This is a genomic window from Paenibacillus eucommiae (assembly GCF_017874215.1).
Taxonomy (GTDB): domain Bacteria; phylum Bacillota; class Bacilli; order Paenibacillales; family NBRC-103111; genus Paenibacillus_AI; species Paenibacillus_AI eucommiae.
The window spans coordinates 1-21,453 of record NZ_JAGGLB010000027.1; the positions used below are offsets into that span (position 1 = coordinate 1).

The 21,453-nt window shown below is 41.6% G+C and carries 19 protein-coding genes; 11 read left to right on the forward strand and 8 right to left on the reverse strand.

What is annotated here, in order from left to right:
- Window positions 1-582 precede the first annotated feature (582 nt).
- The 8 genes from J2Z66_RS29930 to dnaA form a co-directional block, all read right to left on the reverse strand.
- A complete protein-coding gene (locus J2Z66_RS29930) occupies window positions 583-1,653 on the reverse strand; it encodes an HD-GYP domain-containing protein (RefSeq protein ID WP_209976433.1) in 1,071 nt (356 codons plus the stop codon).
- A gap of 116 nt (window positions 1,654-1,769) precedes the next feature.
- Window positions 1,770-4,244 carry a DNA gyrase subunit A gene (gene gyrA, locus J2Z66_RS29935; protein ID WP_209976434.1) on the reverse strand — a complete coding sequence of 825 codons (2,475 nt, stop codon included), beginning with the start codon at window positions 4,242-4,244 and terminating at the stop codon, window positions 1,770-1,772.
- 47 nt (window positions 4,245-4,291) lie between these two features.
- Window positions 4,292-6,202: a DNA topoisomerase (ATP-hydrolyzing) subunit B gene (gene gyrB, locus J2Z66_RS29940; protein ID WP_209976435.1), complete on the reverse strand. Its 1,911-nt coding sequence runs from the start codon at window positions 6,200-6,202 to the stop codon at window positions 4,292-4,294.
- A 36-nt stretch (window positions 6,203-6,238) separates the two neighbouring features.
- Window positions 6,239-6,487 (reverse strand): extracellular matrix regulator RemB, encoded by a 249-nt coding sequence (remB, locus tag J2Z66_RS29945; protein WP_209976436.1) that lies wholly within the window; start codon window positions 6,485-6,487, stop codon window positions 6,239-6,241.
- Window positions 6,488-6,491: 4 nt separating this feature from the next.
- The gene (gene recF / locus J2Z66_RS29950) at window positions 6,492-7,610 is read right to left on the reverse strand and encodes a DNA replication/repair protein RecF (RefSeq protein ID WP_209976437.1); all 1,119 of its coding nucleotides are present in this window, start codon (window positions 7,608-7,610) and stop codon (window positions 6,492-6,494) included.
- A 30-nt stretch (window positions 7,611-7,640) separates the two neighbouring features.
- Window positions 7,641-7,856 carry a S4 domain-containing protein YaaA gene (gene yaaA, locus J2Z66_RS29955; protein WP_209976438.1) on the reverse strand — a complete coding sequence of 72 codons (216 nt, stop codon included), beginning with the start codon at window positions 7,854-7,856 and terminating at the stop codon, window positions 7,641-7,643.
- 19 nt (window positions 7,857-7,875) lie between these two features.
- Window positions 7,876-9,018 carry a DNA polymerase III subunit beta gene (gene dnaN / locus J2Z66_RS29960; RefSeq protein WP_209976439.1) on the reverse strand — a complete coding sequence of 381 codons (1,143 nt, stop codon included), beginning with the start codon at window positions 9,016-9,018 and terminating at the stop codon, window positions 7,876-7,878.
- 175 nt (window positions 9,019-9,193) lie between these two features.
- A complete protein-coding gene (dnaA, locus tag J2Z66_RS29965) occupies window positions 9,194-10,558 on the reverse strand; it encodes a chromosomal replication initiator protein DnaA (RefSeq protein WP_312894833.1) in 1,365 nt (454 codons plus the stop codon).
- A gap of 541 nt (window positions 10,559-11,099) precedes the next feature.
- Here dnaA and rpmH point away from each other — a divergent pair.
- The 11 genes from rpmH to J2Z66_RS30020 all read left to right on the forward strand — a co-directional run bounded on the left by rpmH (window position 11,100) and on the right by J2Z66_RS30020 (window position 21,439).
- Window positions 11,100-11,234 carry a 50S ribosomal protein L34 gene (gene rpmH / locus J2Z66_RS29970; RefSeq protein ID WP_209976441.1) on the forward strand — a complete coding sequence of 45 codons (135 nt, stop codon included), beginning with the start codon at window positions 11,100-11,102 and terminating at the stop codon, window positions 11,232-11,234.
- Between the two features lie 86 nt (window positions 11,235-11,320).
- The gene (gene rnpA, locus J2Z66_RS29975; protein WP_209976442.1) at window positions 11,321-11,680 is read left to right on the forward strand and encodes a ribonuclease P protein component; all 360 of its coding nucleotides are present in this window, start codon (window positions 11,321-11,323) and stop codon (window positions 11,678-11,680) included.
- A gap of 72 nt (window positions 11,681-11,752) precedes the next feature.
- A complete protein-coding gene (yidC, locus tag J2Z66_RS29980; protein WP_245375952.1) occupies window positions 11,753-12,499 on the forward strand; it encodes a membrane protein insertase YidC in 747 nt (248 codons plus the stop codon).
- Window positions 12,496-13,113 carry an RNA-binding cell elongation regulator Jag/EloR gene (jag, locus tag J2Z66_RS29985; RefSeq protein WP_209976443.1) on the forward strand — a complete coding sequence of 206 codons (618 nt, stop codon included), beginning with the start codon at window positions 12,496-12,498 and terminating at the stop codon, window positions 13,111-13,113. The genes yidC and jag overlap by 4 nt, the downstream gene beginning before the upstream one ends.
- Before the next feature lie 79 nt (window positions 13,114-13,192).
- Window positions 13,193-14,569 (forward strand): tRNA uridine-5-carboxymethylaminomethyl(34) synthesis GTPase MnmE, encoded by a 1,377-nt coding sequence (gene mnmE / locus J2Z66_RS29990; RefSeq protein ID WP_209976444.1) that lies wholly within the window; start codon window positions 13,193-13,195, stop codon window positions 14,567-14,569.
- Window positions 14,570-14,607: 38 nt separating this feature from the next.
- Entirely contained in the window at window positions 14,608-16,497 is a 1,890-nt protein-coding gene (gene mnmG / locus J2Z66_RS29995) for a tRNA uridine-5-carboxymethylaminomethyl(34) synthesis enzyme MnmG (RefSeq protein ID WP_209976445.1), read from the forward strand.
- Window positions 16,498-16,541: 44 nt separating this feature from the next.
- Window positions 16,542-17,270, forward strand: a complete 729-nt coding sequence (gene rsmG, locus J2Z66_RS30000) for a 16S rRNA (guanine(527)-N(7))-methyltransferase RsmG (protein ID WP_209976446.1) — start codon at window positions 16,542-16,544, stop codon at window positions 17,268-17,270.
- A 190-nt stretch (window positions 17,271-17,460) separates the two neighbouring features.
- Entirely contained in the window at window positions 17,461-18,276 is an 816-nt protein-coding gene (noc, locus tag J2Z66_RS30005; protein ID WP_209976447.1) for a nucleoid occlusion protein, read from the forward strand.
- A gap of 214 nt (window positions 18,277-18,490) precedes the next feature.
- Window positions 18,491-19,249 carry a ParA family protein gene (locus J2Z66_RS30010; protein WP_209976448.1) on the forward strand — a complete coding sequence of 253 codons (759 nt, stop codon included), beginning with the start codon at window positions 18,491-18,493 and terminating at the stop codon, window positions 19,247-19,249.
- Window positions 19,246-20,106 (forward strand): ParB/RepB/Spo0J family partition protein, encoded by an 861-nt coding sequence (locus J2Z66_RS30015; RefSeq protein ID WP_209976449.1) that lies wholly within the window; start codon window positions 19,246-19,248, stop codon window positions 20,104-20,106. Before J2Z66_RS30010 ends, J2Z66_RS30015 begins: the two co-directional genes overlap by 4 nt.
- Window positions 20,107-20,245: 139 nt before the next feature.
- Window positions 20,246-21,439, forward strand: a complete 1,194-nt coding sequence (locus J2Z66_RS30020; RefSeq protein ID WP_209976450.1) for an aminotransferase class V-fold PLP-dependent enzyme — start codon at window positions 20,246-20,248, stop codon at window positions 21,437-21,439.
- Window positions 21,440-21,453: the final 14 nt, after the last annotated feature.

Here is a 21,453-nt window from a genome sequence, read left to right on the forward strand (position 1 = left end):
CGCATAGGACCGAGGTCTTACACGACTTTTTATTCTCAAGCTTAACAGCTCAAAATTCGAAACTGACGAGATTTACATCTCATTTTAAAACTTTTTTTGATCACTTGTGTGCTTCATTTCCGTTAGGATCCGAGGCCTCATCAGGCGATCTCTTCTTCACTCGTTATTCAGTTTTCAAAGAACAATTTCTCTAGCAGTTTTACTTTTCGTCTAACTCTCTCTCGAAAGCCAGAAGACTAATATACCATATTCATTTCTCTTTTGCAAGTAAAGTGTTTAACTTATTTTTTTTCATATAAGCTTTAACATTTTGTCGCTTGATGTCGCTTTTTAGCGGCAACTTTTATAAGATACCACATCAGTGGATAGGAATGCAAGCTTTTTTTTAATATTTTTATTAAATTTCAATAATGAGCCCATTTGAAGCATTCTGGCTGCTGCTTTACAGCCTTAAATGCTCCATAGATACCAATTGCCCCGCCGTTTTTATCAGTAAGCAAACAGCAAGCAATATCTTTCTTGCGGGATGAAAAAGCACATTGCTTATTTGTCTGTTCCATTAGTGCTCATTTAGAGTAGTGTTCATTTAGAGGATATTACATCTTTAATGAATAAAGCTCTTTCCATAGAAAGATTAACAATCGTTCCATTCACATTCACCCAGGGACGTGTAGGATTCGCCCGATCCGAAAAGACGATTTCACCGACACGGTTATCACTTAGCTTTACCAACGTACCCTGATCAAACTGTGTTGATTTACTTATGAATACCTGAACCAGGGCAGGATCCACTTTGCCGAAGGATTCTGTAAACAATTGTTCCAGGACAAGATAAGGAGACATGGCCAGCTTATAGATACGATCATTGGTCATAGCATGATAGATATCGGCAATGGCAACTATTTTAGCATAAGAATGAATTTTATCTCCTTTGACACTTAAAGGGTACCCCGAACCATCCTCCCGTTCATGATGCTGCAAAGCACATAACTTCGCTCCCTCATTTAAAGCAGGAACATTTTTTAGAATCGAATAGCCGGTAATCGTATGCTTCTTTACTTCTTCCATTTCTCTTTCGGTTAATTTTTTATTTTTATTCAATATATCAGCATCCACTTTCACATTCCCGATATCATGGAGCAGTCCGGCCAATGCAATCTGCATCAAATCCTTCTGTGGAAGTCCATACCATCTGGCAAGAGAATAGGAAGAAAGGCTGACCATGATGCTTTTATGATAAAAATAATCGGCTATAAGCGCATGCTTTGGAGAAAAAGTAAGAACCTTATAGAAATCGATATGCTGAAGCAAGGCTTCCAGATTTGTGCGAATATCAAGAATAGGTAAGCTTTGTCCCCCGCTGGCAAGATTAAACACACGCTTCAGCAGTTGCAGCATTTTGTTATATTCCTCATAAAAAGGGTGGATGACGATTGCTTCCTCTTTTGCTTTACTTTCCTCCCAATTCTCTTCCGCTTCCTGACCTTCTCTGGATTCGATGGGTACCGCTTGGATAAGAAAGGCTTTTAAAATTTCAATCTCTCTTTCTGATACTACTATTCCTTTATAAAAAAGAGTGCTGCCAAGCTTTGTCAAAACATTATCACTTAATCGCTCTCCATCTTTCAATTGGGAAACGGCAATCATGGGCATAAATACTCACTCACCTTACTCTTCGTCTATTACTTATTTGCTATTGTAAAACAAAAAGAATGGGTTTGTAAGTCCCCATCCTTCTTTTTTCGAAATATTAAATTTTAAAGATACGGCTATTCTTGCTCTTCTCCATCTTCGAGATCATCCGCAAGATCATCGGATTCCTCATTTTTCTGAACTCGAGCCAATGTAGCTACTTCATCATCTTCTCTGATGTTAATGAGACGGACACCCTGGGTATAACGCCCCATCATGGATATTCCGGCCATGCTTGTGCGTATAACAGTTCCTAATGATGTAATAATCATCAGATCTTCATCATCCTGCACAACCTTAAGTCCAACAACCGGTCCGTTCTTCTCTGTAACATTAAGCGTCTTGATACCTTTTCCGCCGCGGGACTGTATGCGGTATTCGGAGACAGGCGTACGCTTCCCAGATCCCTTGGTAGTTACGATAAGCACGCTGTTATCCTCACGGACCACATCCATATCGATAACGATATCGTCCTTGACCAGATGAATCCCTTTTACCCCTGTTGCGGATCTGCCCATTGGACGGACATCCTGCTCAGGGAAATGGATCGACATGCCAAGCTTGGTTCCCATAATGATGCCTTGATTGCCATCAGTCAGCTTTACTCCAATTAGATCATCGTCTTCCCGCACATTGATAGCGATTAAGCCACCTTTACGGATATTCGAATAATCGCTGATTGGCGTTTTCTTCACAATACCTTGCTTCGTAGCAAAAAACAGGTACTGCTCGGATTCGAAGCTTTCCACAGGTATCACAGCATTAACGATCTCACCTTGTTCAATTTGAATTAAATTGATGATAGGTGTGCCCCTTGCTGTGCGGCTTAGATCTGGAATCTCGTAAGCCTTCAACCGGTACACCTTACCCTTGTTTGTAAAAAACATCAGGTAATGGTGCGTGTTGGTTACGAAAAGATGCTCGACAAAATCGTTATCCTTCGTATCCATCCCCACTACACCACGGCCACCGCGCTTTTGGCTGCGGTAAGTTCCAACAGGGAGGCGTTTAATATACCCGGTATGAGTGATCGTAATGACGACATCTTCACGAGGAATCAGATCTTCATCTTCGATGCTCTCTTCACCGATTGTGATTTCGGAGCGTCTTTCATCACCGAACTTCTCTTTTATTTCATTCAGCTCTTCGCTGATAATAGCAAGAACCAATTCCTCATTGCCTAGAATGGCTTTGTATTCAGCAATTTTTTTGAGAAGCTCCGCATATTCATTTTCAATCTTGTCTCTTTCGAGTCCAGTCAGACGCTGCAAGCGCATATCGAGAATCGCTTGAGCTTGATCAAGGCTTAAGCTAAAGGAGCTCATCAGCCCTTCTCTGGCTTCCTCTGTCGTCTGAGAGGCTCTAATAAGTGCAATCACTTGATCCAGATGATCGAGAGCGATTCGCAAGCCTTCAAGAATATGAGCGCGGGCCTCCGCTTTCTTTAATTCAAATTCGGTTCTGCGCCGAATGATTTCCTGCTGATGCTGGAGATAATGATAAAGAATATCCCGCAAATTCAATACTTTAGGTTGGCCGTTTACCAGCGCCAGCATAATAATACCGAAGTTGGATTGCATGGCTGTCTGCTTATATAAATTATTCAAGATTACGCTCGGATTGACGTCTCTGCGGAGCTCAATCACGATACGCATACCATTGCGGTCAGACTCATCTCGCAGATCTGTGATACCTTCAATTTTTTTCTCGCGAACCAGCTCGGCAATTTTCTCAATGAGTCTGGCTTTATTAACCTGATACGGAAGCTCATTCACAATAATTCTTGCTTTATTGTTATGTTCTTCAATAACCGCTCTGGCCCGCATCGTAACGGAGCCTCTCCCGGTCGAATAGGCTTGTCTAATGCCTTCTCTGCCTAATATAAAGCCCCCGGTAGGGAAATCTGGCCCTTTAATAGATTGCATAAGCTCCAGAGGACTAATATCCGGATCCTTAATCAGCTGCTGCAAACCATCTATGACTTCACGCATATTATGGGGAGGAATATTCGTAGCCATACCTACAGCAATACCGGAAACGCCATTGACCAGCAAATTGGGGTATCTGGACGGCAGTACGACAGGCTCATTCTCTTCACCATCATAGTTTGGTGCGAAATCTACAGTTTCTTTATTAATATCACGGAGCAGCTCCATAGCAACTTTGGATAATCTGGCTTCCGTATAACGCATAGCAGCTGCCATATCACCATCAATCGATCCGAAGTTTCCATGACCGTCTACCAGCATATAACGCAGCGAGAAGTTCTGGGCCATCCGCACCATCGTTTCGTATACAGCCGAATCTCCGTGTGGGTGATACTTACCGATAACTTCGCCGACAATTCTCGCCGATTTTTTGTGTGGCTTATCCGGTGACATCCCAAGCTCGGACATGGCGAATAGAATCCGACGGTGAACCGGCTTGAGACCGTCTCTAACATCAGGAAGCGCACGACTGACAATAATGCTCATCGCATAATCCATAAAGGAGGTGCGCATTTCCAATCCGATGTCGATTTCTTTCACTTGTGAATTTAATTCATCGGTCATTCCTTAACCTCCTGAGCTTTTTCCCAAACTTGCACCGTCAAAAGGTACTAAACGTCCAAGTTTTTCACATATTTAGCATGCTCTTCAATAAATTCTCTTCTTGGTTCCACATTGTCCCCCATAAGCGTATCAAACATCGCATCCGCTTCAATGGCATCTTCAATAGTCACCTGCAGGAACGTCCGGCTTTCCGGATCCATAGTTGTATCCCATAGCTGCTCGGGATTCATTTCTCCTAGTCCTTTATAGCGCTGGACATTCACTTTACTGCTTTCTCCGAACTCCTGCATAATAATTTCTCTTTGCTTATCGTTATAAGCATAGCGAACGACCTTATTTCGTTCCAGTTTATAGAGCGGTGGTTGTGCAATATAGACGTAACCAACCTCGATTAACTTTTTCATATATCTATAAAAGAAAGTAAGCAGCAGTGTCCGAATATGCGCACCATCGACATCCGCATCCGTCATAATAACGATTTTGTGATACCTGGCTTTTGCAATATCGAACTCATCACTAATCCCGGTACCGAGAGCTGTAATGATCGCCCGAATTTCCGTGTTGGACAAAATTTTATCCAGTCTGGCCTTCTCTACGTTCAAAATTTTGCCGCGCAGTGGGAGAATCGCCTGAAAATGACGATCACGTCCTTGCTTGGCAGACCCGCCCGCAGAGTCTCCTTCTACAATGTAAACCTCGCTGATCGAAGCATCCTTGGATGAACAATCGGCTAATTTACCAGGAAGGGAGCTGACCTCCAAAGCACTTTTGCGCCTTGTCAGTTCTCTTGCTTTACGAGCTGCTTCTCTTGCTCTGGCAGCCTGAATTCCTTTTTCCAAAATTTTTCGGGCCACTGCAGGATTTTCTTCCAGAAACTCTTGCAGCTTTTCGGCAAACAGAGATTCAACGATCCCTCTGACTTCACTGTTACCTAGCTTGGTCTTCGTCTGCCCCTCGAACTGCGGCTCAGGTATTTTGACGGAAATGATAGCGACAAGACCTTCACGCACATCGTCACCGGATAGGTTTGAATCATTATCTTTAATGGAATTGGATTTACGGGCATAATCATTCAAAACTCTTGTTAAAGCACTCTTGAAACCTGATTCGTGGGTTCCGCCTTCATGTGTGTTGATGTTATTGGCAAAAGAATAAATATTCTCGGTGTACGCATCGTTGTATTGAATCGCTATCTCTATTTGAATATTATCCTTATTGCCCTCCACATAGATAGGCTCTTTATTTACGGTTTCCCGATTTCGGTTCAAATGCTCGACAAAGGAAGCAATTCCCCCTTCAGCATGGAACGTATTGGAGGTATCGGTTCGTTCATCAAGTAAATTGATTTCAAGTCCCTTATTTAAAAAAGCCAGCTCACGGAGACGAGCCTGCAGAATATCGTAATCGTACTCAGTCGTTTCAGTGAAAATCTCAGGATCCGGCTGGAACGTAATTTGTGTTCCCGTTTCTTCGGATTCGCCAATCACCTTCAGGTCATACTGCGGGGCGCCGCGGCTGTATTCCTGCTGGTGTATCTTGCCTTCACGCTTAACAGTAGCAACAAGCTTCACGGACAGTGCATTCACAACGGAAACCCCTACACCGTGCAAACCGCCAGAAACTTTATAGCCTTCTCCGCCAAATTTCCCACCAGCATGAAGAACCGTTAATACGACCTCGAGAGCCGGTCTATTCATTTTGGATTGGACGCCGACAGGGATCCCACGGCCATTATCAATAACCGTTACACTGTTGTTCTTGTGGATAATCACGTCAATTCTAGTACAGTGTCCGGCTAAAGCTTCATCGATACTATTGTCGACAACTTCCCATACGAGATGATGAAGTCCTCGGCCGCTCGTGGAGCCAATGTACATACCAGGCCTTTTTCTTACAGCCTCCAAGCCTTCGAGTACTTGAATCTGATTCTCATCATACGAATTTTGATTCACAGACATTTTATCCTTCACCTGCTTTTTTATAGTTACGACCGGTTAGTTCGTTAGAAGCTGATTCGCTCTTTTTTTAAGAGTTGTAGAGGAAATAGGGGAGTAATAGACCTTATTGCAGGTCACTACCAGTGATTTGCATTCTTCTTCACCAATGATCTCGGTTTTTTTATCCTTGCTTGCCTGCTCAATAAATTGTTTGGATATTTTCGAGGATTTTTCAATCGACATATCAAAAATCGCAATCAGCTCGGAAGTCCTAATTATTTTATCGCTGCCCAAATGAATAAACATCTTCTCAACTCCTGCTGCTTACTTTTCCTTCAAGCACATGAAATACGGAAGCGTCATCCAACTTGTCAAGGTGCACGCTTTCCAGACCGGTCGTTGTAATAAATGTTTGCACCTTGCGCTGAAACGTTCGAATCAATTGTGTCTGCCTGTATTCATCAAGCTCTGAGAGCACATCATCCAGAAGCAGGAGGGGGTATTCTCCAACTTCTCCGTGGATAAGCTCGATTTCCGCCAATTTCAAAGAAAGCGCCGTTGTCCTCTGCTGCCCCTGGGAACCATAGGTTTGAACTTCTTTTTCGTTGATAAAAAAAAGAAGATCATCACGATGTGGACCGACCAGTGTTATCCCACGTCTTAGTTCCTGATCCTTTACCTGTGATAACTTTATCATAAATTGGCTAAATAAAACAGATTCATCTTCATTCTCGGGAAATTCAAAAGATGGGGCATAGCGAATTGTCAGGCTTTCCTGATCGTTCGTGATGCCTTTATGAATCGTTTCCGCCCAATGCTGCAGTTTCTTTATAAAGCTTTGACGTTTTTTCATAATTTTAACACCATACTGCGCTAATTGTTCATTCCACACGGCAAGTAAGGCTTCTCCAGCCTGTCCGGAACCGATAGATTGCTTTAATCCATGGTTTCTTTGCTGCAAAATTTTTTGATATTGGGAGAGGTCATACAGATAGGAGGGCTGGACTTGGCCAATCTCCATATCAAGAAAACGCCGTCTTCCTCCAGGAGCACCTTTTACAATTTCCAGGTCTTCGGGAGCAAACATAACGACATTCATTGCCCCAATGAAATTACTTAGTTTTCTTTGTTCAAGTCCGTTAATTTTAGCTTTTTTCCCTTTTTGGGTAATTTGCAGATCCAGCTTGCAGGGGCCGTACTTTTTGTTTACCTCTGCATGCAAAAACGCTTGCTCGGAATTCCAGCCTATAAGCTCTTTATCCTGGTGGGTCCGGTGCGATTTGGTTAGAGCCATCACATAAATGGCTTCCAGTAAATTTGTTTTCCCTTGCGCGTTGGGTCCGACAAAAATATTCACATTGCTGTTTGTGGACAATTCTACTTGTTCATAGTTGCGGTAATGCTGCAAGCTAAACTTGGTTAAGAACACTTTTCTTTCCTCCCGGCCTGAGCCTTACCATCAGGAGCTTACCACCTCAAACGACCCGAAGCCCTCCACAGTCACTACATCATGCGGCACCAGCTTCTTTCCTCTTCGATTTTCAGGTTCTCCATTGACTTGAATCGCTGTTTCTTCCAGAAAAAATTTAGCTTGTCCACCTGTGGATATACATTCTGAAAGTTTTAAAAACTGGCCTAACGTAATGTAATCCGTATGAATTGAAATTGGTTTCATATTTTGCTCCTTAGGCTTCTTAATTCGTTGTCCGGTAGGGGAGGATCAGCTGAAGAATGCTTGTGTCTTCCTCTGGTTTAATAATGATTGGATGCATGGCTCCAGTGAATCCGATACGAATATGATCGCTATCCATCACTTTTAGTGCATCCAGCATATACTTGGAGTTAAAAGAAATCCGCAGCAGCTCTCCTGCAATATGCTTCAGCTTTATTTGCTCCGTTACCTTACCCAGCTCGGAAGAGCTCGATGAAATCTCTAAAGACTCGTCCTCATGCATAATCATTTTGACAATATTCGTTTTATCTTCTCTGGAAAGAAGGTAGGCCCGGTCGATCGCATCCGCAAGCTCCTTGGTTGGAACAACTAAATCTGTTTGAAAAGATTCGGGAATAAGCTTGGAGGTATCGGGATAAGTACCGTCCAGAATCCTTGTATAGAACAATATGGAGTGAATTTTGAATAAAACCTGATTGTCTGAAATAACAATATCTATAAGATTATTTTGATCCGGTAAAATTTTGTGAAGCTCATTTAAAGTTCTGCCCGAAATGACTGTATTGTGAAAATTTTGCAGGGAATCACTTTCTATAGTTATTTCTCTTGTTGCTAATCGATGACGATCACAAGCAATAAATTTCAAGCGGTTTTCGTTAATATGCCATAGAACCCCAGTCAGGATAGGGGTGGATTCATTCGTGGAGACGGCAAATGTTGTCTGTTTGATCAAATCCTTCAGTAAATTACTGGGGATCGTTATTTTTTTGCTTTCTTCAATTTGGGGCAGCAGCGGATATTCTTCCGGATCAAGTCCCATAATTTGAATTTCGGAAGAACCAGAGCGAATGATCGTTTGAAAACGGTCTTTAACCTCAATCTCAATTTTTTGTGCCGGCAGCTTACGTATGATTTCGACAAAAAATTTAGAAGGAAGCACAACGCTTCCTGGTTTGAAAACTTCTATGATCATATCATTGCCAATTTGATTAGGGGTAAAGCTTTGGATCGATATATCTGTATCACTTGCGGTTAAGGTCACTCCGTTTGCATGTGCATCTATTTTTATCCCGGTTAAGATGGGAATCGTCGTCCGGCTGGATATGGCTTTGGAAACATGGCTAATGGATTCGTTAAGTTGATCCTTGAGGATGGTTATTTTCATAATTTCACTCCTGCAGTTCTATTTTCGATCTGAATGACATATATCTTTATAATATCTTTTTTTTATTAGTAATAGTAGTAGGGCCTGTGAATATGTGGATACAGCTGTGTATATCGCAAAGGTAAAGCCTATCCACATGTGAATTGTTTGTGTATAGGCATACTAATAACTATGGTTAAGAATGATTTTTTATTTTTTCCGTTAGCATATGAATAATCTTATAGAGCTCTTGATCCACCTTAAGCGACTCACTGATTTTATCGTGAGCATGAATAACCGTCGTATGATCTCTGCCGCCGAAGTTATCGCCAATTTTGGGAAGAGAGAAATCGGTAAGCTCTCTGGATAGGTACATAGCTACCTGTCTTGGGAAAGCTACAGCTTTCGTGCGTTTACGCGCTTTGAAATCCTCAAGCTTCATACCATAGAATTCGCCAACTTTTTGCTGAATATCTTGTATAGTTATTACTCTTGGCCGGCTTGAAGGAATAATATCCTTGAGTGCTTCCGAGGCTAAATGAACACTTATATCCTGATTGATCAAAGAGGAATAGGCAACAACCCGAATCAGTGCGCCTTCCAGCTCGCGGATATTCGTATCAATTTGATTGGCTATGTAAATCATGGCCTCGTTAGGTATGTCAAGGTTTTCTGCCTTGGCTTTTTTGCGTAGAATGGCAATTCTTGTTTCCAGATCGGGCGGCTGAATGTCCGTAATTAGACCCCACTCAAACCGGGAGCGGAGTCTGTCTTCCAGCGTTGGAATTTCCTTAGGCGGGCGATCAGAGGAGATAATGATCTGCTTGCCTTCTTCATGCAGCGCGTTAAAAGTATGGAAAAACTCTTCCTGAGTACCTTCTTTACCAGCCAAAAATTGAATATCATCAATAAGCAGAACATCGATGGTTCTATATTTATTGCGAAAGCCTTCGCCGCGGTTATCGCGGACTGCGTTGATGAATTCGTTCGTAAATTTCTCGGATGAAATATATAAAACCCTGGCTTCAGGGTTATGCTCCAATACATAATGTCCGATGGCATGCATCAAATGGGTTTTTCCGAGTCCGACTCCTCCATAAAGAAAAAGCGGATTATAGGCTTTGGCAGGTGCTTCAGCAACAGCCAAAGAGGCCGCATGAGCAAATCGGTTGCCGGATCCAATAACAAAGGTATCAAATGTATATCTGGCGTTCATCATATTAGTAAAGGTTTCTTCCTGCGAAATTATAGCAGGCCCTTTGGGGAGAACGGTAACAGGAGCTATGGCTGCTGCGTTATTCTTCTGTTCTTCCGTTTCAATGATAAATTTAACATCCACCTGCTTGCCGACAAGATCATAAATAGTACTGGAAATCAGCTTTGTATAGCGGCTTTCCAGCCATTCTCTGGCAAAATTATTCGGCGCACAAATGACGACAAGCGAGTCGGTAAATACATTTGCTTTTGTAGATTTAAGCCACGTATCAAAACTCGGCTTACTTAGCTTCGTCTGTATGACGGATAATACCTCTTGCCAAAGATCGTTAGTAGGGCCTTCCACAAGCTGTTCACTCCTTTGAAATAAAAACATGTGGCGTAAGGCCAGTTGTTAGAATAAAAGATGTAGAATAAAAAAGCAATTTGTCGATTTATCCACATTATTAAGAATAGTCTGAATAATTTTATACAGAGTGAGGGTAGTTTGTTCACATTGTTATCCACAGGCTGTTGATAATTCGGAGGATTGTTGGAGTGTATCCACAACAGAAACACTATTATATTATCAAAATGAGCCTTGATTATCAATAAAATGTTTACAATTATCCACAAACTCAATAACTTGTGTATAGGTTTTGTCAACAGCACAAGATATTGTTGATAAATTGTGTGTTTTCGACATTATTCGTTTTTAGAGCCGGAAGGTTTGTACACAGCTTGTTAGTTCGACAAAAGAAGCCACCAGTCAATCTTGTGCACAGCTTATTAGCTCGATAAAAGCAGCTATGAAGCAGCTGCCAGTCAATCTTGACTTTTTGCTTACAAAATGGTTTAATGATAAGAGAAATTTTTGTAGGATGGATATCCTCAGGGAGGTGCTATAGATGGGTCCGACGTTTAACCCGAACAATAGAAAGCGCAAGAAGAATCATGGTTTCCGTGCAAGAATGAGCACAAAGAATGGTCGTAAGGTGCTTAGCGCACGCCGCTTGAAAGGCAGAAAAGTTATCAGTGCATAAGTAGAGAAGCTCCGTGAGGGGCTTTTTTTTAATTATTGATCGTGGAAGAACCGTTTAAATTTGCATATTCTGGAGTGTCATCGCCTGTGGAAAAAATATATCGCTTAGCCAAGAGGGAAGATTTCAATAAGGTTTACCGCTATGGAAAATCAGAGGCTAATCGCCAGTTTGTTCTTTATTATTTACCTCAACCCGGGAACGAACATTTTCGTCTCGGTGTTTCAGTGAGCAAGAAAATTGGAAATGCTGTTGTTCGCAACCGCTTACGAAGAATGATGAAAGAAATTGTACGTTTAAAAAAAGAACAAATGACACCACACTATGATTACATTCTGATCGCAAGAAAGCCGGTTTTGGAAATGGATTTTGAGTCTATGGAAAAGAGCATTTTCCATGTAATCCGAAAGGCCTCTTTAGTCAAAAAAAGCAGCAGGACGAAAAACTAGAGATTTCTTTCCTTGTGGATGAAAGATGTGGTATAGTTTATGTTGGAAAAGAATATTTAGGAGGATCTCATTTTGACTCGTCGAATTTACGTACCGGCTTTACTTTTGTCCATGATTCTTGTTTTATCGGGCTGTACACCTGAGGCAGCAAGTGCGCCGATAGATCCGAAAACCGCAGGCTTTTTTGTGAAGTACTTTGTATACCCGTTGACAGAGACGCTGGACTGGTTCGCAGATCATCTATGGGGTCAATATGGCTTATCCATTCTGGTCGTAACGATTATTATCCGCTTTATTATTTTGCCTCTTACTTTGAAGCAATACCGCAGTTCCAAGCGCATGCAGGATCTGCAGCCTGAAATGAAAAAGTTGAAGGAAAAATATAAAGACGATGCGAAGAAACAGCAAGAAGAAACAATGAAGCTGTTTCAAGCCAATGGCGTAAATCCGCTTGCGGGATGTTTCCCTATTCTGGTACAAATGCCAATCCTGATCGCGCTCTATCAATCGATTATGCGCAACCAGCATATTCATGATCACACGTTCTTGTGGTTAAATCTTGGACAACCCGATCACTTGTACATTTTGCCGGCAATCGCGGCGCTTACGACTTTTCTTCAGCAGAAGTTTATGTCTGCTCAGATGAATCCTCAAATGCAAAGCTTGATGTTTATATTTCCGGTGCTGATCTTTGTAATGTCGATGAATTTCGCTTCGGCTTTGCCGCTGTACTGGGTTTACAGTAATATCTTTACTATTGTTCAGTCTTACTTTATTTATGGGAATCCTCAAAAACTTAAGGGTGGCCTATCCAAATGAAAAAAATCGTGGTGACTGGTAAAACCATCGAAAGTGCGGTGAACTCCGGACTTCTTCAATGGCAAGTCTCAGAAGACCGTGTAAAAATTAATATATTGGAGCAGCCTTCCAGAGGTTTGTTTGGCCTCTTTGGTTCGAGAGAAGCGAAGGTAGAGCTCGAATTGATCCCGGATGCGTTCGAGGAAGCAGCTTTGTTTTTACAGGAAATTTTTAGGACGATGAAAGTAACCATCACCATTGATCAACGGAAAGACAAAGAAGGCGCCATCTTCAATATGAGCGGCTCGGAGCTGGGTATACTTATTGGCAAAAGAGGGCAGACTTTGGATGCTCTGCAGTATTTAGTCAATATTGTAGCAAACCGCTATTCGGACTCTCATTTACGAATTATCCTGGACGCTGAGAATTTCCGCGAAAGACGCAGAAAGACACTGGAAGAGCTGGCTTCAAGGCTTGCTAGCCGGGTTATCAAAACCAAGAAGGAAGTTATCTTGGAACCGATGAGCTCGCAGGAACGTAAAGTGATCCATTTTGAGCTTCAGGATCATCCAGTAGTGAAAACTTACAGTAAGGGCGAGGAACCTAATCGAAGGGTTGTTATCGCTTTAAAATAGTCGTAGCCGCAATGACCTGCTGATCGGTGTCATTGCTTTTTCTTTCATAAATAAGCAATTTCTTATAAGGTGTGATGTCATGATTATGGATACGATTGCCGCTATATCCACTCCTTTGGGGGAGGGGGGGATATCGGTTATTCGTGTAAGCGGCGGAGAAGCGGTCCCTCTTGTTGAACGTGTATTTCAGTCGAAGGTGAAGCTGTCCGAGGCCGCTACGCACACGGTACATTATGGAAATATAATTGTTCCTGCTACTAAGGATCGGGTTGAAGAGGTTTTGGTTACAGTGATGCGCGCCCCCAGATCTTTTACGATGGAAGATGTTGTTGAGGTCAGCTGTCATGGCGGTATCGTTTCGGTTAAAAAGGTTTTGGATTTACTGCTATTGCAGGGGATTCGGCTTGCCGAGCCCGGGGAATTTACGAAACGGGCATTTCTTAATGGACGGATTGATTTAACACAGGCAGAAGCGGTTATTGATTTAATTCGAGCCAAGTCGGATCGGGCTTTCAGTATCGCCTTAAAGCAAGTGGAAGGGAATCTTTCGAAGCAGATCAAAGTAATTAGACACCAATTAGTGGAGCTTATGGCCCATATTGAGGTTAACATTGACTATCCGGAGCATGATGTCGAAGAGATGACAAATGCTTATATTCATGAGAAGGGCACCGCTGCTCTTGCTCATATAGATATGCTGCTGCACACAGCACAGCAGGGGAAGATTCTGAGAGAAGGCATTGAAACAGCCATTGTCGGCAGACCTAACGTTGGGAAATCGTCTTTGCTTAATGAACTTGCCCAGGAGAATCGTGCTATAGTTACAGATGTACCTGGTACAACCAGGGATGTGATTAGTGAGTTTGTTAATGTAGGTGGAATTCCATTAAAGCTGCTGGATACGGCAGGTATTCGTGAAACTTCGGACATTGTGGAACAGATAGGTGTTGAACGTTCACGAGTTGCACTGGCGGAGGCAGATTTAATTTTGCTTGTTATTAGTAGAAGTGAAGAGCTGCTGCCAGATGAAGTAGAGTTAATGAGGCAGCTTGCTGGAAAGCAAACGATAGTAATCATTAACAAAATTGATCTGCCAAGTAAGCTGGATATGAATCAAATACTTGCCTATTTTCCACAGGAGCGTATTGTTGAAGTATCTCTGGTCGAGGGTACTGGAATGGACGGACTTGAAAAGGCGATTTCAGGAATCTTTTTCGAAGGGAAGCTTGAGGCTGGGGATTTGACGTATGTCAGCAACATTCGACATATTCATTTGCTCAAGCAAGCTAGAGCTTCTCTTGAAGATGGATTACAGGCTAATGAAGAACATACGCCCATTGATATATTACAAATTGATCTGCGTTCGGCTTGGGAATACTTGGGCGAAATTATTGGAGATTCCGTAGGGGAATCGTTGATTGATCAAATTTTCACCCAGTTCTGTTTGGGTAAATAGAGTTTTGGTAAATAGATTGAATGAAGGAGGTAATACCTATGGGTTACAAAGCTGGTGAATATGACGTTATCGTTATTGGTGCGGGTCATGCAGGTTGTGAAGCAGCCTTGGCTTCGGCACGGATGGGATGCGAAACACTGCTGCTAACGATCAATCTGGATATGGTAGCTTTCATGCCATGCAATCCTTCCATCGGTGGTCCAGCCAAAGGGCATGTAGTCCGGGAAATTGATGCTATTGGTGGAGAGATGGGCCGTAATATTGACAAAACTTATATTCAAATGAGAATGCTGAACACTGGGAAAGGACCAGCTGTTCATGCACTTCGTGCGCAAGCGGATAAATTTCTTTATCAGCATAAGATGAAGGAAACGATTGAACAAACGCCCCATATGACTCTGCGTCAAGGAATGGCGGAAGAGTTGATTGTGGAAGACGGAGTATGTAAAGGTATCGTTACGAAAACTGGTGCGGAGTATTATGCAAAAGCGGTAGTCGTCACAACGGGTACTTATTTGCGTGGCAAAGTGATTATGGGCGAACTGATGTATGAGAGCGGCCCTAATAATCAGCAGCCATCCGTCAAATTATCCGAATCTTTGCGTCAGCAGGGGTTGGAGCTCGTACGTTTTAAAACGGGGACACCTCCACGCGTGCATAAGGATTCGATTGATTTCGTCAAAACGACGATTCAGCCTGGGGATGAAGAGCCTAAGTTTTTCTCTTTTGATGGAGATAAGGAAGTGAGGGAGCAGTTGCCTTGCTGGTTAACCTATACTTCAGAAGAGACGCATACGATCATCAGTTCGAATCTTCATCGTGCACCTATGTTTAGTGGCGCAATTGAAGGAACTGGCCCTAGATACTGTCCTTCAATTGAAGATAAAATTGTCCGTTTCAGTGATAAGCCCAAGCATCAAATTTTCTTGGAGCCTGAAGGCGAATCTACATCGGAATACTATGTACAAGGTCTTTCCACAAGTATGCCGGAGGATGTGCAGCTAGATATTCTTCGTTCCATTCCTGGTCTGGAGAAAGTGGAAATGATGCGGACCGGTTATGCTATTGAATATGATGCTGTAGTTCCTACCCAGCTTAAGCCCTCTTTGGAAACTAAGCTTGTTGACGGACTATTTACAGCTGGCCAAATTAACGGAACTTCAGGCTATGAAGAAGCTGCAGGCCAAGGCGTTATGGCGGGTATTAATGCAGCACGTAAAGTACAAGGGAAAGAAGCTGTAGTACTGGATCGTTCGGAAGGCTACATTGGAGTACTAATCGATGATCTTGTTACCAAAGGAACGAATGAGCCTTACAGACTTCTAACTTCCCGCGCCGAGTATCGTCTTCTTTTGCGTCATGACAATGCAGATCTAAGATTAACTCCGATTGGTCATGAAATTGGGTTGATCTCCGATGAGCGATACCAGAACTTTTTGGACAAAAAGGCTCTTGTCGAACAAGAGTTGGAGCGTTTAAAAACGACTAAAGCGAGACCGGATGCAAACACACAGGCTATATTGGAAGAAGCCAATAGCGTTATTTTGCACAATGCAGTTGATTTAATATTACTTTTGCGCAGACCGGAAATTCAATATACGCATATTGAACGAATGTCTCCATCACCGTTGCCTTTAACGGATGAAATGAAGGAGCAGGTGGAAATCCAGGTTAAATATGCAGGCTACATCGAGAAACAGCTTATTCAAGTTGAAAGACTTCGTAAAATGGAAAAGAAGAAAATTCCTGATGATATAGATTACAGCGATGTGTATGGAATAGCTACAGAAGCTAAACAAAAGCTTGCCAAGATACGTCCTATCTCGATTGGTCAAGCAACCAGAATTTCTGGCGTAAGCCCAGCAGATATTTCCATATTGCTTGTTTACTTGGAGCATTACAACAGAGTAATTGCCGCAAGAGGGTAACCATGAATTTGATTACGAATACGAATAAGAATGAGAATACGAATATGGATGAAATACAACGTAATTTTGTACAATTGCTGAAGGAACGAGATATTCTTATTTCGGACAATCAATTAGCCCAGTTCGAGCTGTACTACAAAGAACTTATTGAATGGAATAATAAGCTCAACCTAACAGCTATCACAGAGAGAGAGCAAGTTTATTTGAAGCATTTCTATGACTCTCTTTCTCTGGCTTTTTATTATGATATGAACAAAGCCCTTTCTATTGCTGATATAGGCTCGGGTGCAGGATTTCCCAGCATTCCTCTTAGAATTATTTTTCCTCATTTAAAAGTAACCATCGTAGACTCTTTAAACAAAAGAATTATTTTTTTGAAAGAATTAGTAGATAAGCTTGAATTGAATAATGTTGAATGTATTCACGGAAGAGCAGAGGACGTTTCAAGAATGCCTGCTTATCGGGATCAATTTGACCTCGTTACGGCAAGGGCTGTTGCTAAGCTAAGCGTTTTGAATGAGCTATGCCTTCCTTTTGTAAAGAAGGATGGACATTTTATTGCAATGAAAGGCTCCGAGATTGAAGAGGAGCTATTAGATGCAGCATATAGTATTTCCGAATTAAAAGGGAAAGTTGTTCAGGTAGATCGTATGGAGCTTCCTTCTGAACATTCGATTCGTCATATTGTGGTAATAAAAAAACGCTTTGCTACTCCGGCAAAATATCCACGTAAAGCGGGATTGTTAAATAAAAATCCTTTGACAAAAGGATAGCTTATTTGCAATTACTTGTTTCACGTGAAACAGTTTTATTTATAGAACGTTCATAATTAATTGGCAGGAACTTCTTCTTTTGTGGAGAATTAGTAATAGAGTAATAGTTCTCGTTCTCCTATTGCCATACTTAGCCTTATTGGAAGTGTGGGTAGAAAAACTGCGGGAAGAGTTGGTGGTATGTTTTCATATGAAGGAGCACATCTCTAAGCTATTTGGATTTACGGAACGAGCTGTCACGGATGAAGTAAAAAATATAGCTGTCAATAGTATCTTGCCGAGCCCCTATCAGCCTAGATCTATATTTGATGATGATCGAATAGATGAGCTAAGCCAAACGATTCGTACTCATGGGATTATTCAGCCTATCGTCGTTCGTGTGCGCAATAATTCTTTTGAATTGATTGCTGGAGAGCGTCGATTAAGAGCTGTTAAAAAGTTGGGAATGGATACAATTCCAGCTATTATACGCGATTTCAATGACTCCCAAGCGGCTTCTATTGCTCTTATTGAAAATTTGCAGCGTGAAGGACTTACTGCGATTGAAGAAGCAGCTGCCTATCAACAATTGATAGAGCTGCATGATTTGACTCAAGAAAGCTTGGCTCAACGTTTAGGTAAAAGCCAATCTACAATTGCCAATAAAATACGCTTACTTCATGTTAGCGAACCTGTTAAAAACGCCTTGATGGAACGAAAAATTACCGAGCGTCATGCGAGAGCTTTATTAGCTTTAAGTGAAGAAGAGCTGCAGGTTAAGGTTCTTGAGGAGATCATATTAAAAGAGTTAAACGTTAAACAAACAGAGACAAGAATTAACTTTTTGAAAGAATCCGTCAAAATTAAGAAAACCAAGAGAGTTTCTTTTTCTAAGGACGTAAGGCTTGCATTGAATACGATACGCCAATCCGTAGAAATGGTAACGACTTCTGGTTTAAACATTCATACATCTGAAAAAGATCACGAGGACCATTACGAAATTGTTATTAAGATTCCTAAGAGATGATAAGAGTAAAATTCGTGATGCTACATTTTCAAACGGCATAAAGCCGTTTTTTTTGCTTCTATAGGGTCTATAGGATCTATTTTTTTAGCTAATCAGAATCACCTACATATTAAGGTCTCATTTACAAATTATGACAAGGTAAGCTAGTGACAGATATGTTACTATAGAGATATGGTTTTTTTAGTAAGTTGATATTATGATAGAGGTGAACGGGTTGTCTAAAATAATTGCAATAACCAATCAGAAGGGCGGCGTTGGAAAAACAACGACTTCTGTAAACTTGGGTGCCTCTTTAGCATCACTTGGCAAGAAAGTGCTGCTTGTCGATATTGACCCCCAAGGGAATACAACCAGTGGTATAGGAATTAATAAAGCAGATGTTACAAATTGTATTTATGATGTCATCATTAATGATATTCATCCTAAGGATGCTATCATGGATACAAATATTCCTAATCTGAAAATCATTCCTGCTACTATCCAACTTGCAGGGGCTGAGATTGAACTGGTCCCCACGATATCTAGAGAAGTTAGATTGAAGAAATCATTACATCTTGTTAAGCATATGTACGATTATATATTAATAGATTGTCCGCCATCATTAGGCATTTTGACTGTAAATTCATTAACTGCTGCGGATTCTGTTATTATTCCGATTCAATGTGAATACTATGCCTTAGAAGGCTTGAGTCAACTACTTAACACGGTTCGATTGGTCCAAAAACATTTAAACACTTCGTTACAAATAGAAGGGGTTCTACTTACGATGTTTGATGCCAGAACTAATTTAGGTATACAAGTTATTGAAGAGGTCAAGAAATATTTCCAGCAAAAGGTTTATCAAACTATTATTCCCCGTAACGTTCGTTTAAGCGAAGCGCCGAGTCATGGTCAGTCGATTGTAACTTATGATCCTAGATCAAAGGGTGCAGAAGTTTATATGGAATTGGCGAAGGAAGTGATCTCTGTATGACAAAAAGACTTGGTAAAGGATTGGACGCTTTGATTACATCCTTACATATTGATGAGAGCGATAAAGTTATTCAAATACCTCTTGCACAGCTTCGTGCAAATCCATACCAGCCTAGAAAACATTTTAATGAAGATAGCATTAAGGAGTTAGCAGACTCCATTAAAGAGCACGGAGTCATCCAGCCTATCCTAGTTAGGAAGGTACTCAAGGGCTTTGAAATTATTGCGGGTGAAAGAAGATTTCGGGCCTCACAGCTTTGTGGGCTAGCCACTATTCCAGCGGTTGAAAGAAGCTTTACGGATGAGCAGGTTATGGAAATTGCTCTGATTGAAAATGTGCAAAGAGAAGATTTAAATGCGATGGAAATAGCTGTTGCTTATCAATCCATTATTGATCAATTTTCTTTGACGCAAGAAGAATTGTCGGCTAAGGTGGGCAAGAGCAGATCTCACATAGCGAACTTTCTAAGACTTCTGCAGCTACCTGAAGTGATCAAGCAATATGTTTCACGTGGAACATTATCGATGGGTCATGCGAGGGCAATTGTAGGTGTTAAGGATGATAAGGTTAAAAAAGAATTAGCTGAAAATGTGATAAGCAAGCAATGGAGTGTTCGGGAGCTTGAAGAAGAAGTGAAAAAGCTGGAGGAAAATCCGGCTAAAGAAAAAGAGAAAACGAAGAGAAAAGAAAAAAACCAAGACCCATATATTAACCAAGCTGAAGATCAATTAAGAGATCTTTATCGGACCACAGTGAAAATTAAACACCAAAACAATCGTGGTAAGATAGAATTGGTTTACTATTCAAAAGATGATTTGGATCGGTTATTGGAGCTGCTGCAAGGAAAAACTTCTTAACAATTAGCTGAGCTGGCATGCCGATGGTTTTTCTTTCTATTCGAAGGAGAAAACGAAGGCATGCTTTTTTACTTGTAAAGAAGATCATTTTGTTTTGACAGAATAGTCGCTCATCTTCGAAAACCTCGATAGAAGAGTTATGTTCATACTTAAATCGTCTGGAGGGAGAACGAACTTGAACGATATTATTTATCTGGATAATGCAGCTACATCGTGGCCAAAGCCACCCGCTGTTCTACAAGCGATGCAAACATGCATGCTGGAGTACGCGGCCAATCCTGGTAGGGGCAGCCATCAAATGGCAGTAAAAGCAAGCCGTGCTTTATTTGAAACAAGGAAGCAAGTTGCCAAGCTGTTTGGAGTTAGAAATCCAAATGACATTTCGTTTGCTTTAAATACTACACATGCGCTCAATCAAGCGATCAAGGGGTACCTGCGTGAAGGTGACCATGTGATATGTACGAATATTGAACATAACTCTGTAAGAAGGCCCTTGGAATATTTGAGAAAACACCGAGGTATAGAAATTTCATATATACAAAATGATAAAACTGGAGAGCTTAATGTTAAGGACATAGAGCACGCCATACAACAAAACACCTCAATGGTCATTGTGAATCACAGCTCAAATCTGCTGGGAACTATTATGCCAGTTGGAGAAATCGGAGAGCTATGTCGTAAGAAGGGGATTAAGCTGCTTGTAGATGCAGCCCAAAGTGCAGGCATACTTCCCATTCATGTTAGTGATATGAATATTGATATGTTGGCTTTTCCAGGACATAAGGGGCTGCTCGGCCCTCAAGGTACGGGCGGATTATATTTACACCCTGATCTGGAATTGGATGTACTGCTCCATGGAGGAACAGGAAGCAAATCAGAGGATATCGATCAGCCGAATGTAAGACCAGATCGTTATGAAGCTGGAACGCAAAACACGGTGGGAATTGCAGGGCTTAATGAGGGCATAAAATTTGTGCTGCAAGAGACGGTAGAAAAGATACATGCAAGAGAATTGCTTCTTACCCGAAAGCTGATGGAAGGCCTCATGGGAATTAACGGGTTAACTATTCTTGGTCCTGCCTGGGATCAGCCGCGAACAGGTATAGTTGCATTTAATATCAAGGAGACGGATTCGTCAGAGCTTGCCTTTATTCTCGACCAATCGTTTAAGATTGCTGTTCGGTCCGGATATCACTGTACGCCACTTTCACATGCAACAGCTGGAACTATGGCTACGGGTGCGGTGCGGGTGAGCCCAGGATATTTTACAACGGATGATGAGGTGGATGCACTAATAGCAGCTATGAAGGAAATTAGCACACAGTATGCTTAATAGAAAGAAGGAAT